The sequence below is a fragment of the Citrobacter sp. Cu233 genome, assembly GCF_030332225.1.
Taxonomy (GTDB): domain Bacteria; phylum Pseudomonadota; class Gammaproteobacteria; order Enterobacterales; family Enterobacteriaceae; genus Citrobacter.
The window spans coordinates 534,444-547,901 of the sequence record NZ_JAOWIF010000028.1; the positions used below are offsets into that span (position 1 = coordinate 534,444).

15 protein-coding genes and 5 tRNA genes are annotated in these 13,458 nt (G+C 51.6%); 2 read left to right on the forward strand and 18 right to left on the reverse strand.

Going from position 1 to position 13,458, the window contains the following annotated elements; all coding sequences use genetic code 11:
- The first annotated feature begins 32 nt into the window (after positions 1 to 32).
- The gene (gene gpmA, locus OGX95_RS03315; protein WP_003022999.1) at positions 33 to 785 is read left to right on the forward strand and encodes a 2,3-diphosphoglycerate-dependent phosphoglycerate mutase; all 753 of its coding nucleotides are present in this window, start codon (positions 33 to 35) and stop codon (positions 783 to 785) included.
- Positions 786 to 852: 67 nt separating this feature from the next.
- Here gpmA and aroG read toward each other — a convergent pair whose 3' ends face one another.
- Entirely contained in the window at positions 853 to 1,905 is a 1,053-nt protein-coding gene (gene aroG / locus OGX95_RS03320) for a 3-deoxy-7-phosphoheptulonate synthase AroG (RefSeq protein ID WP_286628318.1), read from the reverse strand.
- Between the two features lie 375 nt (positions 1,906 to 2,280).
- Here aroG and zitB point away from each other — a divergent pair, with 375 nt between their 5' ends.
- Complete coding sequence (zitB, locus tag OGX95_RS03325) at positions 2,281 to 3,222, forward strand: CDF family zinc transporter ZitB (protein WP_286628319.1); 942 nt, start codon at positions 2,281 to 2,283, stop codon at positions 3,220 to 3,222.
- Here zitB and pnuC read toward each other — a convergent pair.
- From pnuC to cydB, 17 genes are all read right to left on the reverse strand, one after another.
- The gene (gene pnuC / locus OGX95_RS03330; RefSeq protein WP_286628320.1) at positions 3,219 to 3,938 is read right to left on the reverse strand and encodes a nicotinamide riboside transporter PnuC; all 720 of its coding nucleotides are present in this window, start codon (positions 3,936 to 3,938) and stop codon (positions 3,219 to 3,221) included. The genes zitB and pnuC overlap by 4 nt on opposite strands.
- Before the next feature lie 27 nt (positions 3,939 to 3,965).
- Complete coding sequence (gene nadA / locus OGX95_RS03335; protein ID WP_271441227.1) at positions 3,966 to 5,009, reverse strand: quinolinate synthase NadA; 1,044 nt, start codon at positions 5,007 to 5,009, stop codon at positions 3,966 to 3,968.
- 232 nt (positions 5,010 to 5,241) lie between these two features.
- Positions 5,242 to 5,317: transfer RNA gene (locus OGX95_RS03340), tRNA-Lys, on the reverse strand.
- Between the two features lie 32 nt (positions 5,318 to 5,349).
- A tRNA-Lys gene (locus OGX95_RS03345) sits at positions 5,350 to 5,425 on the reverse strand.
- A gap of 46 nt (positions 5,426 to 5,471) precedes the next feature.
- Positions 5,472 to 5,547, reverse strand: a tRNA-Lys gene (locus OGX95_RS03350).
- Between the two features lie 3 nt (positions 5,548 to 5,550).
- Positions 5,551 to 5,626 (reverse strand) — tRNA-Val (locus OGX95_RS03355).
- A 128-nt stretch (positions 5,627 to 5,754) separates the two neighbouring features.
- Positions 5,755 to 5,830, reverse strand: a tRNA-Lys gene (locus tag OGX95_RS03360).
- Between the two features lie 164 nt (positions 5,831 to 5,994).
- Entirely contained in the window at positions 5,995 to 6,783 is a 789-nt protein-coding gene (cpoB, locus tag OGX95_RS03365; RefSeq protein WP_286628321.1) for a cell division protein CpoB, read from the reverse strand.
- 9 nt (positions 6,784 to 6,792) lie between these two features.
- Complete coding sequence (gene pal / locus OGX95_RS03370) at positions 6,793 to 7,311, reverse strand: peptidoglycan-associated lipoprotein Pal (protein WP_003022983.1); 519 nt, start codon at positions 7,309 to 7,311, stop codon at positions 6,793 to 6,795.
- 34 nt (positions 7,312 to 7,345) lie between these two features.
- Entirely contained in the window at positions 7,346 to 8,638 is a 1,293-nt protein-coding gene (tolB, locus tag OGX95_RS03375; protein WP_038638949.1) for a Tol-Pal system beta propeller repeat protein TolB, read from the reverse strand.
- A gap of 128 nt (positions 8,639 to 8,766) precedes the next feature.
- A complete protein-coding gene (tolA, locus tag OGX95_RS03380) occupies positions 8,767 to 10,035 on the reverse strand; it encodes a cell envelope integrity protein TolA (RefSeq protein ID WP_271450203.1) in 1,269 nt (422 codons plus the stop codon).
- A gap of 64 nt (positions 10,036 to 10,099) precedes the next feature.
- Entirely contained in the window at positions 10,100 to 10,528 is a 429-nt protein-coding gene (gene tolR, locus OGX95_RS03385) for a colicin uptake protein TolR (protein ID WP_137381327.1), read from the reverse strand.
- Between the two features lie 3 nt (positions 10,529 to 10,531).
- A complete protein-coding gene (gene tolQ, locus OGX95_RS03390; RefSeq protein ID WP_003022976.1) occupies positions 10,532 to 11,224 on the reverse strand; it encodes a Tol-Pal system protein TolQ in 693 nt (230 codons plus the stop codon).
- Entirely contained in the window at positions 11,221 to 11,625 is a 405-nt protein-coding gene (gene ybgC / locus OGX95_RS03395; protein WP_005125439.1) for a tol-pal system-associated acyl-CoA thioesterase, read from the reverse strand. Before ybgC ends, tolQ begins: the two co-directional genes overlap by 4 nt.
- Before the next feature lie 259 nt (positions 11,626 to 11,884).
- Complete coding sequence (ybgE, locus tag OGX95_RS03400; protein ID WP_271454195.1) at positions 11,885 to 12,178, reverse strand: cyd operon protein YbgE; 294 nt, start codon at positions 12,176 to 12,178, stop codon at positions 11,885 to 11,887.
- Complete coding sequence (cydX, locus tag OGX95_RS03405) at positions 12,178 to 12,291, reverse strand: cytochrome bd-I oxidase subunit CydX (protein WP_061381940.1); 114 nt, start codon at positions 12,289 to 12,291, stop codon at positions 12,178 to 12,180. Before cydX ends, ybgE begins: the two co-directional genes overlap by 1 nt.
- A gap of 14 nt (positions 12,292 to 12,305) precedes the next feature.
- Entirely contained in the window at positions 12,306 to 13,445 is a 1,140-nt protein-coding gene (gene cydB / locus OGX95_RS03410) for a cytochrome d ubiquinol oxidase subunit II (protein ID WP_286628322.1), read from the reverse strand.
- Positions 13,446 to 13,458: the final 13 nt, after the last annotated feature.

Genomic DNA, 13,458 nt, shown 5'->3' on the forward strand with positions numbered 1-13,458 from the left:
TATCATTCAATATGATTTATAGGAGTGAGTGTATGGCTGTAACTAAGCTGGTTCTGGTACGTCACGGTGAAAGTCAGTGGAACAACGAAAACCGTTTTACCGGTTGGTATGATGTTGACCTGTCTGAGAAAGGCGTGGGCGAAGCAAAAGCGGCAGGTAAACTGCTGAAAGAGGAAGGCTACAGCTTCGATTTTGCTTATACCTCTGTGCTGAAACGTGCCATCCACACCCTGTGGAATGTCCTGGACGAACTGGATCAGGCCTGGCTGCCCGTTGAGAAATCCTGGAAACTGAACGAACGTCATTACGGCGCGCTGCAGGGGCTGAACAAAGCCGAAACTGCCGAGAAATACGGTGACGAGCAGGTTAAGCAATGGCGTCGTGGTTTTGCGGTAACCCCGCCGGAACTGACTAAAGATGACGAACGCTATCCGGGTCACGATCCGCGTTATGCCAAACTTACGGACAAAGAACTGCCGGTCACCGAAAGCCTGGCACTGACTATCGATCGCGTTATCCCTTACTGGAATGAAACCATTCTGCCGCGCATGAAAAGCGGTGAGCGCGTCATTATTGCCGCTCACGGTAACTCCCTGCGTGCGCTGGTGAAATATCTGGATAATATGGGTGAAGATGAAATTCTTGAACTGAACATCCCGACGGGTGTACCGCTGGTGTATGAATTCGACGAAAACTTCAAGCCGATCAAGCATTACTATCTGGGTAACGCTGACGAGATCGCAGCAAAAGCTGCGGCCGTTGCCAACCAGGGTAAAGCGAAGTAATTTCTTCGTTGCACATAAAAAAGCGCGGAGAATCCGCGCTTTTTTTGTCTCTCTGCGGGGCTTGCTTTTAACCCCGACGCGCTTTTACCGCATCCGCCAGCTGGCGCAGCACGGCATCGGTATCTTCCCAACCAATACAGGCATCAGTGATGCTCTTGCCGTAGGTCAGTGGTTCACCGCTATCCGGGTTCTGATTACCTTCGACCAGATGGCTTTCGATCATCACACCAATAATTGCTTTCTCGCCGCCGGCAACCTGTCCGCAGACATCTTTTGCAACATCCATCTGCTTTTTGAACTGCTTGCTGGAGTTGGCATGGCTAAAATCGATCATCACCTGCGCAGACAGACCCGCTTTGACCAGACCTTCTTTTACGTCTGCGACGTGCCGGGCGCTGTAGTTTGGTTCTTTGCCGCCACGCAGAATGATATGACAATCGCCGTTACCACTGGTATTCACAATGGCGGAGTGACCCCATTTGGTCACGGACAGGAAGCAGTGTGGTGCTCCTGCGGCGTTAATAGCATCAATGGCAACTTTGATTGTGCCATCGGTACCGTTTTTAAAGCCAACCGGACAGGAAAGACCAGACGCCAGTTCACGGTGCACCTGAGACTCAGTGGTGCGCGCGCCAATTGCGCCCCAGCTCATCAGATCCGCAAGATATTGCGGAGTGATCATATCCAGAAACTCACCCGCAGCCGGCAGACCACTGTCGTTGATATCCAACAGCAATTTACGTGCAATGCGCAGGCCGTCGTTGATCTGGAAGCTGTTGTCCATATGTGGATCGTTGATAAGCCCTTTCCAGCCGACGGTAGTACGCGGTTTTTCAAAGTAAACGCGCATGACGATTTCAAGCTCGCCTTTCAACTCTTCACGCAACGCCAGAAGACGTGCGGCATACTCTTTAGCGGCAGCTGGATCGTGAATTGAGCACGGCCCAATAACGACCAACAGACGATCGTCATTTCCTTTCAGAATTTTATGAATCGCCTTACGGGCATGCGCCACCGTATTTGCGGCATTTTCAGTAGCGGGGAATTTTTCCAGCAGTGCAACCGGGGGCAATAACTCGTTGATCTCTTTAATGCGTAAATCGTCGTTCTGATAATTCATGATTATTCCAGCGTAGCCATACTTATATAAATGAATGCAATCCCTCCAATCTATATCTTCAGTCATAAAGTGTAAACGGGGTTTTACAGTACGAACCGTGTTATCCCGGGAATAAGCAAAAAAACGCAAGAATGTAGCGAATAGTGAGATCCAGACTGCAAATCCCGACTGTAATTGCGGCTTTTATCATTATTTTCAAAATTCTGTGCTGACTATCGATACACATTGTGGATCTTTACCCACTGTACTGTAAGGCAACGCCCAATATTTACGTGGCTGATAGCGGGAGAATGGAAGCTCTCCTTTTTAATTTTATCCCCCCAAAAACGGTATGATGTCATACAGTAAAGGTGAGAATAACAAAGGGATGGCACAATGGCGCACTCACATACTCATACTTCCCCCGACCAGCCAAAGGATAATAACGCCCGTCGACTGCTGTTCGCCTTCTGCATTACAGCGGGATTCATGCTGGTCGAAGTGGTGGGAGGGATACTTTCAGGCTCGCTGGCGCTGCTGGCTGATGCCGGACATATGCTCACTGACGCCGCAGCGCTGCTTTTTGCGCTGCTGGCCGTCCAGTTTTCCCGTCGACCGCCGACCATCCGACACACTTTCGGCTGGCTGAGGCTCACGACGCTGGCCGCATTTGTTAACGCTATTGCGTTGGTGGTGATCACGATTTTAATCGTCTGGGAAGCGATTGAGCGCTTCCATACGCCCCGTCCGGTCGCCGGCGGGATGATGATGGTTATCGCCGTTGCGGGTTTACTGGCTAACGTGCTCGCCTTCTGGGTTTTACATCGCGGCAGCGAAGAGAAAAACCTCAACGTTCGTGCCGCAGCACTGCATGTTATGGGCGATTTGCTGGGCTCGGTCGGCGCGATCATTGCGGCACTGATCATTATCTGGACGGGCTGGACCCCTGCGGACCCTATTCTCTCTATTCTGGTTTCTGTTCTGGTGTTGCGCAGCGCCTGGCGCTTACTGAAAGACAGTGTGAATGAATTACTCGAGGGCGCGCCCCATGCGCTGGATATCGCCGCCCTACAGCGACATCTCAGCCGGGATATCCCCGAAGTTCGCAACGTGCACCATGTTCACGTCTGGATGGTGGGTGAAAAACCGGTCATGACGCTGCATGTTCAGGTAGTCCCGCCGCACGATCACGATGCGTTGCTGGAACGTATTCAGCACTTTCTTCTTCATCACTATCAAATTGAACACGCGACGATTCAGATGGAATACCAACCATGTAATGGGCCGGACTGTCACCTGTATGAGGGACTGTCCGGCCATTCACATCACCATCACTAATGGGAAAACGCGCGTGAGCCACGTTCGCGCGCGCTGTTAATCCACATCCTGCTGCCGTTCAACGCGATCACCGTCAGAATCATGTATTCCAGCGACATGGCATACACCCCTTGCAGGGCAAAGATCACTACGCTGATGATGTTAATGATCACCCACAATAGCCAGTTCTCGACGTATTTGCGCGTCATCAGGATCATCGCCACAATTGATAGCACCATCATGCAGGAATCCCAGAACGGGAACGCATCCGGTTGCAATTCAGGTAATGCAACCTGTAATCCCAGTCCTTGCATGATAGTCACCGCAATGCGGGTGAGGAACGCAAACACCGGGTCGATGTACACGGTCATCAGACCAATTGCCACCACACAAGCCGTCAGCCAACCCAACGCTTTCGGCAACGGCAGCCAGCGAATTTTAAGTTCAGCCTCATGTTGGCTGGTCTGCCGGGACCAGGCGTACCAGCCATAGATATTGGCGGCAAAAAAGAACACCTGCAGCAGCAAGCTGGCGTAGAGTTGGATCTGAAAGAAGATAATCGCAAACAGCGTGACGTTTATCAGACCAAAGAAGTAATTACTGATTTTCTCCATACTGGCGAGGCCAATACACAGTAACCCGGCGATAGTCCCCACCGCTTCAATCCACGACAGATCGTACCCGCCTGCACCGATTGGAATATGTACCAGAATGTTCTGCGTGCTAAAAAAATCCATCTTTTCCCCCAGAGCGAAACGCCTTAATTAAGCTCGTAGTGTAGCCGCAAATTCCAGCATGCGGTTTAACGGCAGCAATGCACCTTCTCGCAGCGCGGCATCAACATGTATCTCATGAGCCACACCACCCTGCTCAAGTCCCTCAGCAATCGCCTTAAGGCCGTTCATTGCCATCCACGGACAGTGCGCACAGCTACGACACGTTGCACCTTCACCCGCCGTCGGGGCTTCAAGCAGCTCTTTATCCGGAACCGCTTGCTGCATTTTGTAAAAAATACCCCGATCGGTCGCCACAATCAGTTGCTTGTGCGGTAACGATTTAGCGGCGCTGATTAACTGGCTGGTTGATCCCACCGCATCGGCCATATCAACGATAGACTGGGGGGATTCAGGGTGCACAAGTACGGCAGCGTCAGGATACAGCCCTTTCATGCGTGTTAATGCCTGGGTTTTAAATTCATCATGAACGATACAGGCACCCTGCCAGCAGAGAACATCCGCCCCCGTCTGTTTTTGCACGTAATTGCCCAAGTGCTTGTCAGGGGCCCAAATGATTTTTTCCCCCAAGCTATCAAGGTGTTCAATCAGTTCGACGGCAATACTGGACGTCACGACCCAGTCAGCGCGCGCTTTAACTGCAGCCGACGTATTGGCATACACTACGACGGTGCGATCCGGATGCGCGTCGCAAAATGCGCTAAACGACTCAATCGGGCACCCCAGATCTAATGAACATTCAGCCTGTAAGGTTGGCATCAGGATGGTTTTTTCCGGGCTCAGAATTTTGGCTGTTTCCCCCATAAACCGGACTCCCGCAACCAGCAACGTAGAGGCCGGATGTTTTGATCCGAACCGCGCCATCTCAAGCGAATCAGAGATACAGCCACCGGTTTCTTCGGCCAACTGCTGTATTTCAGGATCGGTGTAATAGTGCGCGACCATGACGGCATCACGCTCTTTCAGCAGACGTTTAATTTTCTCTCGATAAAATTGCTTTTCATCCACACTCAACGGCGCAGGTTTTGGCGGAAACGGGTAGATTGCTGCTTCAGGATCAAACATCACGCTCATCATGCTGTCTCGTTTTACTGGCTTAACGAAATAACCGAGTAAAAGCGTGACATACGCTATATTCGGTTATAATTGTTTTGTATGCTAAACAAGATAGCGGATTGGCGTAGAAAAGTCACAAGAAATGCGTGTGATGAATGCCGGATGGTGACTAGCGTCTTATCAGGTCTGCAGGTTCGAATTTTATAAATCGCAGATAGCAAAAAGGCGCCTTTAGGGCGCCTTTTTACACTGGTGGGGCGTGCAGGATTCGAACCTGCGACCAATTGATTAAAAGTCAACTGCTCTACCAACTGAGCTAACGCCCCCATATGGGGTTTACTGCTTCAATTATTCAGGATGGTGGGTCGTGCAGGATTCGAACCTGCGACCAATTGATTAAAAGTCAACTGCTCTACCAACTGAGCTAACGACCCGCTCGGATATCACCTGAAAATTTTTACTCGACACCAATATAAGAATTGGTGGGGCGTGCAGGATTCGAACCTGCGACCAATTGATTAAAAGTCAACTGCTCTACCAACTGAGCTAACGCCCCGAGTGGTGGGTGATGACGGGATCGAACCGCCGACCCCCTCCTTGTAAGGGAGGTGCTCTCCCAGCTGAGCTAATCACCCGATACTACGCTGGATACTGCATTAAGTGGTGGGTCGTGCAGGATGACTCGACTTCGTCTCGCCCTGACGGGCCGTTGCTCTCGCAACGTTATCCTTCACGTTTTACTATCGCGTTCCACCAGAACGATTGGTGGGTCGTGCAGGATTCGAACCTGCGACCAATTGATTAAAAGTCAACTGCTCTACCAACTGAGCTAACGACCCACTTTTGCGCTGCTTTTGGTTTGTTTGATATCCCTTGGCAACGGCGGCATATATTACTGATTTCAGATTTTAGCGCAACAAAAATTTCGATGTAAATGACTCAACTGCTTAGGAATCACACGACGCGACCAGAAATAACACGATTTCTGGTCGCATGGTGTGCATTACATCGCGCCAAGACGTTTTTGCGCTTGTTTCGCGCCATCAGTACCAGGGTATTTAGTGATAACCTGCTGATAAACCGCTTTCGCTTTTGCTGTGTCACCTTTGTCCTGCATGATGACGCCGACTTTATACATCGCGTCTGCAGCCTTCGGTGATTTGGGGAAGTTTTTAACTACGGATGCAAAATAGAACGCTGCATCATCTTTTTTACCCTTGTTGTAATTCAACTGACCGAGCCAGTAATTCGCATTTGGCAGGTAAGTAGAATCCGGGTACTTTTTGATGAAGTTCTGAAATGCAACGATCGCATCATCCTGACGGGATTTATCCTGTACCAGAGCGATTGCCGCATTGTAATCAGTATTCGCATCGCCAGTTTGCGCCGGAGCGCCTGACGAGGCTGCAGCACCCGCATCGGGTGCTGGGGTTGCCGCCCCGCTCTGATCGCCAGTCGCAGATTGCGCCGCAGGCGCGCTACCGCTGCCGAGATTATTCATCTGCAGCAATATCTGTTTTTGGCGTTCAACAACCTGATTCAGCTGATACTGACTTTCCTGAATTTGACCACGCAGGGCATCAATATCGGACTGATTATCGGAGAGTTGTTGCTGGAGTTGGGTTAAAAGCTGACTGTGAGCGTTAGAAATACGCTCGAGTTGAGTGACGCGGTCTTCGACCGAGCCTGAGCCGACACTACTGATTGGCGCCTGAGCAAAAGCGGCCCAGGGGGCCGCTATGCCAACCAGTAACGACAGACTCAACAAGTGATGTCTGAAGTTACTGCTCATGCAATTCTCTTAGTAAACCAGTACGGCGCGACGGTTTTTGGCGTAAGCCGCTTCGTCATGACCCAGTACTGCAGGTTTTTCTTTACCGTAAGAAACGATGGAGATCTGGTCCGCAGAAACGCCTTTACCCTGCAGGTACATCTTAACGGCGTTAGCACGACGTTCACCCAGGGAGATGTTGTACTCAGGCGTACCACGTTCGTCCGCATGACCTTCTACGGTGACTTTGTAAGACGGGTTGCTACGCAGGAAGTTAGCGTGCGCATCCAGCATTGCAGCGAAGTCAGAACGGATATCGTACTTATCCAGATCGAAGTAAACGATGTTGTTCTGCTGCAGCTGTTGCATCTGCAGACGCGCTTGCTCTTCGGAGGACATGTTGCCGCTGCCGTTTGCATCCATACCAGTGCCGGCACCCAGCATGCCTTCGCTGCCGTCATTGCTGGCGTTCTTGTTAGAAGAACATGCCGCAATAGCCATAACAGGCAGAGCAATCATCAGCCCTTTCAGCACTTTGTTCAGTTGCATTTCAATGATTCCTTTATTAATCAATTATTTATTATCACAGATACGGCGACCAGGCAGGGAATTTAACCTGTCCATCAGTTGCCGGAAGACGCGCTTTGAAACGCCCATCTGTAGAAACCAAATTCAGCACGGATCCCATCCCCTGAGAAGAGCTGTAGATTACCATAGTGCCGTTAGGTGCCAGACTTGGCGTTTCGTCCAGGAACGTTGACGACAGAACTTGTACGCCACCCGCTACCAGATCTTGTTTGGCAATGTGCTGCTGACCATTCGCCGAGCTTACCATTACCATAAACTTACCGTCGCTGCTGACATCAGCATCCTGGTTTTGCGAACCTTCCCAGGTAATACGCTGCGGAGCACCGCCGTTGACGTTAACTTTATACACCTGCGGACGACCGGCCTGGTCAGACGTAAAGGCCAGGTTTTGGCTGTCCGGGAACCAGGTAGGTTCCGTGTTGTTGCTACGACCATCAGTGACCTGACGGATCTGACCGGAGCCAATGTCCATAACGTACAGGTTCAGGCTACCGGTTTTAGACAGTGCAAACGCCAGCTTGCTGCCATCCGGAGAAAATGCTGGTGCACCGTTGTGACGCGGGAACGAAGCAACCTGACGCACTGCACCGTTGGACAACGTCTGAATAACCAGCGCTGAACGACCGCTTTCGAAGGTAACGTAGGCCAGTTTAGAACCGTCCGGAGACCACGCCGGAGACATCAACGGCTGCGGAGAGCGGTGAACGACAAACTGGTTGTAACCATCGTAGTCAGACACACGTAATTCGTACGGGAACTGACCACCGTTCGTCTGAACAACATACGCGATACGGGTACGGAATGCGCCCTTAATACCGGTCAGTTTTTCAAATACTTCGTCACTTGCAGTATGGCCCGCATAACGCAGCCACTGCTTGTTCACTTTATAGGTGTTCTGTGCCAGTACGGTACCCGGTGCGCCACCGGTATCAACCAGTTGATATGCAACGCTATAGGAACCATCCGGATTTGGCGTAACCTGGCCTACCACGACGGCATCAATACCCAGAGCGGACCATGCAGCAGGCTGAACTTCAGCCGCAGTCCCCGGCTGCTGAGGCAGACGAGATCTGTCTAGTGGGTTAAATTTACCGCTGTTACGCAGGTCAGCACCGACGATACCACCGATATCTTCAGGTGCAGCGCCCGGCCCTGCCCACTGGAACGGGACAACACCAATCGGGCGTGCCGAGTCTACCCCTTGGGTGATCTCGATACGTACTTCTGCATGCAGCACTGCTGCCCACAGCATCAGAAAACCAAATGCTACTCGTAATGCCTGCTTCATCATATCTCCCTTATCTGGACGGCACGCCCACGATAATTTAGCAGAATGTTAACAAACTCAAATACACAAAACTACCAGAACTCTGTCTCAACCTTAGACCGTTTCCCCTGAATTCTCAGGGGGCCTTATTACAGTTTAAAGTCCAGTTTGGCATCTTTTACTTTTTCATAAACAGCCTGGCTAGGCGGTTTAGGAATTCTGGCTGTTTTCGCAGCCGTCAGCGCAGCCTGGCACAATGCCGGATCGCCGCCCTCTTCGGTCACATCCAGTAACAGACCATCGGGTGCTAACTTGATATGTAATACGCAAGATTTCCCTGCATATAAATCGGCACCATACAAACGGCTCTGGATTGCATTACGAATTTGAGATGCGTAAGCACTGATATCAGCACCAGATGCACCGCCATTTGCACCACTTGTACCACTATCTTTCGCCGGTTGGCCGTTTCCTTTCGCCCCACCGCCTGATTTCGGCGCATTCTTACCGGAGCTTAAGTCACCTAATAAGTCGTCAACACCCGAAGCGGCAGCAGCTTTTTCGGCGGCGGCTTTTTTCGCGGCGGCGGCTTTATCGGCAGCGGCTTTCTTATCTGCTGCGGCTTTTTCAGCGGCAGCTTTCTTATCTGCAGCGGCTTTTTCGGCGGCGGCTTTCTTCTCTGCAGCCGCTTTTTCAGCAGCGGCAGCTTTCGCGGCAGCCGCTTTTTCGGCAGCAGCAGCGGCTTTCTCAGCGGCAGCTTTTTCAGCCGCAGCTTGTTTAGCGGCTTCAGCCTGCGCTTTCTTCGCGGCGTCTGCGGCGGCCTTGGCAGCCTGCGCCTCAGCAACCTTCTTAGCATCGGCAGCCGCTTTTGCAGCTTCAGCTTCTGCTTTCTTCTGGGCATCAGCAGCGGCTTTCTTCGCAGCATCAGCCGCCTGTTTCGCCTGAGCATCTGCTTTGGCTTTCGCGTCTGCAGCAGCCTTCGCCGCAGCCTCTTCAGCCTGTTTTTGTTGCTCCTGTGCTTTCGCCGCAGCGGCTTCAGCCTGTTTCTGCTGTTCCGCCTGCTCGCGCACTTTTTCCTGCGCCGCTAAACGTTCTTTCTCCAGCTGTTTCAGACGCTCTTGCTCTGCCGCCTGCTTCTCTCGAAGCTCCTCGGCCTGCTGCTGCGCCTGTTTCTCACGCTGTTCTTCTGCACGTTTCGCACTTGCCTGCTGTTGCTGCTGCCTGTCGTACTGTTGAACAACAGCACCAGGATCGACCATAACAGCGTCGATGGACGAGCCACCACCACCGCCGGCTGAAGCATCAATGTGCTCATCGAACGAACTCCAGATCAGTGCCGCAAATAAAATGACATGCAGCACCGCTGAAATAATTATCGCCCTTTTGAGCTTGTCGTTTTGTTCGGTTGCCTTTGACACTCTCGGTTCCCAAAAAACTGTTCGCCTGTTACGCGCTATCTTTCAAGCCAGGAATACGCAGACATCAGATTGGCTGCGTCATTAAGCCAACCGATTTCACGCCTGCACTGTGTAACAAGTTCAGCGCTTTAATTATTTCATCATAAGGCACGTCTTTCGCACCACCGATTAAAAATACCGTTTTCGGGTTGGCCTGCAGACGGCTCTTCGCTTCCGCGATAACCTGCTCTGGTGGCAGTTGATCCATCCTGTCTTTTTCAACCACCACGCTGTATTGCCCAACACCGGAAACTTCAATAATGACCGGTGGTTCGTCATTGCTACTGACGGCTTGCGACTCAGTCGCATCCGGCAGGTCGACTTCCACGCTCTGTGTAATGATTGGCGCTGTTGCCATAAAGATCAGCAGCAGAACCAGCAGTACGTCGAGCAACGGTACAATATTGATTTCGGACTTGAGTTCGCGACGACCTCGTCCACGCGTTCTGGCCATGGTTTACCCCTTGTTGCTCTCGCTAACGGTAAACGCCTGGCGGTGCAGAATCGCGGTGAACTCTTCCATAAAGTTGTCGTAATTCAGTTCCAGCTTGTTCACGCGCTGATTCAGTCGGTTGTAAGCCATAACCGCCGGGATTGCCGCAAACAGGCCGATGGCCGTTGCAATCAACGCTTCCGCGATACCAGGTGCAACCATTTGCAGGGTTGCCTGTTTTACCGCGCCCAGCGCGATAAATGCGTGCATGATCCCCCAAACGGTACCGAACAGACCAATGTATGGGCTGATGGAGCCGACGGTTCCCAGGAACGGAATATGCGTTTCCAGCGTTTCCAGTTCACGGTTCATAGAGATACGCATCGCACGGGATGCCCCCTCAACGACCGCTTCCGGCGCGTGGCTATTTGCCCGATGCAGACGCGCAAATTCTTTGAATCCGCTGTAGAAAATTTGTTCCGAACCGGCCAGATTATCCCGGCGCCCCTGGCTTTCCTGGTACAAACGCGATAATTCGATGCCAGACCAAAACTTATCTTCAAAGGCTTCTGCTTCACGTGAAGCGGCATTCAAAATACGGGTCCGCTGGATAATAATGGCCCAGGATGCGATTGAGAAACCAATCAAAATCAACATGATAAGTTTAACCAGAAGGCTTGCCTTCAGGAACAAATCAAGGATATTCATGTCAGTCACTGCTTAAACTCCGCGACAATAGACTTGGGAAGCGCACGAGGCTTCATTTTGAGTGGATCAACGCAAACAATCAGAACTTCGGCTTCATTCAACACGACGTTCTCTGCGTTGACAATGCGTTGCGTGAAAACCAATGAGGTGCCACGCATTGACGTAATTTCGGTTTGGACTTCGAGCATATCGTCGAGCCGGGCTGGCGCAAAATATTCCAGGGTCATCTTGCGCACCACAAAGGCTACACGTTCTGCCAACAGCACCTGCTGACTGAAGTGATGATGACGCAGCATCTCTGTGCGTGCTCGCTCATAAAAAGCAACATAGCTGGCGTGGTAAACCACCCCACCGGCATCGGTGTCTTCATAATAGACACGAACCGGCCATCGAAATATATACTTATTCATTCTTACTGCCTCTTTGTTGGCTTCGTCCACTCACACCAGTCGCTTATCTTTGTAAACGCCAGGTGACTCGCGTTCTTGCCGCCGCGATGCTTCAAGAATGTCGTTGTATATCGCGCTGTCTTCACTGTACATCCCGGTAGTGCTTTCAAACTTCGCTACTATACGCGCGGGATTGATGCTTTGGAATGGGGGAAAGTAAACGGAGAGTAAAAAATTATGGGCTTATGCAAGCCCATAAATATTTAAGGATGTTTCTTATTCAAAAGAAGAAGAAAATCAGACCAACAACGAGGACGATATCTGCGATCAGCGGGCAGAAGATGCCCTGCCAGTGCACCGCACGAGGACGGAACCCAACGCCATGAATGACGCCAGTGCAGACCGCCCACATCAGCAGGAAGCCATGCCAGATCTCAAGCTCACTGGTTTTGGCCGCGAAACGTGACGGATCCCAGAATATGCAGCCAGCCAACACGATTGCCAGCACAAAGGAAAGCGCCCGCAAGGGGCGCTTATCCATCGCGTTGTATACCATCGCGATAATGTTGGTCATCAACTTTCTTCTTGTCCGGCTTTGCCTGATTCAACGTGCTCAAGCGCCAGTGCTGTGATTATCCCAAATGCACAGGCAAGAAGCGTTCCCAAAATCCATGCGAAATACCACATTTTTAGCTCCTTACTTAGTACAGAGAGTGGGTGTTGCTTTCAATATCTTCTTTAGTGATGCGACCGAACATCTTCCAGTAACACCAGCTGGTGTAGAGCAGGATAATCGGTACAAACACTGCCGCAACCCAGGTCATCAGGTTCAATGTTCTCTGGCTGGAGGTGGCATCCCACATGGTCAGACTTGCATTCATCATGGTGCTGGACGGCATCACAAACGGGAACATTGCGATACCGGCAGTCAGGATGATGCAGGCTAACGTCAGTGAGGAGAAGATGAACGCCCAGGCCCCTTTCTCCATACGAGAGGTCAGAATGGTCAGCAACGGCAGAACCACGCCCAACGCCGGAACCAGCCACAGGCCAGGTGCTTTGTTAAAGTTCACCATCCAGGCGCCCGCTTCACGCACCACTTCTTTGGTCATCGGGTTAGAGGCCGCGTGGTGATCCAGTGCGGAAGTCACAACATAACCATCAATACCGTAAATAACCCAAACACCGGCCAGTGCGAAGCAAACCAGCGTCACCAGCGCCGCCACCTGTGAGGTGGTACGTGCACGCAGGTGTAGTTCGCCTACGGTACGCATCTGCAGATAGGTTGCGCCCTGAGTGATGATCATCCCTACGCTCACAATCCCTGCCAGCAGACCAAACGGATTCAGCAACTGGAAGAAGTTACCGGTGTAGTACAAGCGCATGTACTCATCCATGTGGAACGGAACACCTTGCAGCAGATTGCCAAACGCAACGCCGATAACCAGCGGCGGAACGAAGCTACCAATGAAGATGCCCCAGTCCCACATGTTGCGCCAGCGCATATCTTCAATCTTGGAGCGGTAATCGAAACCGACCGGACGGAAGAACAATGACGCCAGTACCAGGATCATCGCCACGTAGAAACCGGAGAACGCAGCAGCGTACACCATCGGCCATGCAGCGAACAGTGCGCCACCCGCGGTGATAAGCCATACCTGGTTACCGTCCCAGTGCGGGGCGATGGAGTTAATCATAATTCGACGCTCGGTATCATTACGACCGAGGAAACGGGTGAGCATGCCCACCCCCATGTCGAAGCCATCAGTGACCGCAAAACCAATCAGCAGAATGCCAACCAGCAGCCACCAGATAAAACGCAATACTTCATAATCGATCATTTGACGACTCCTG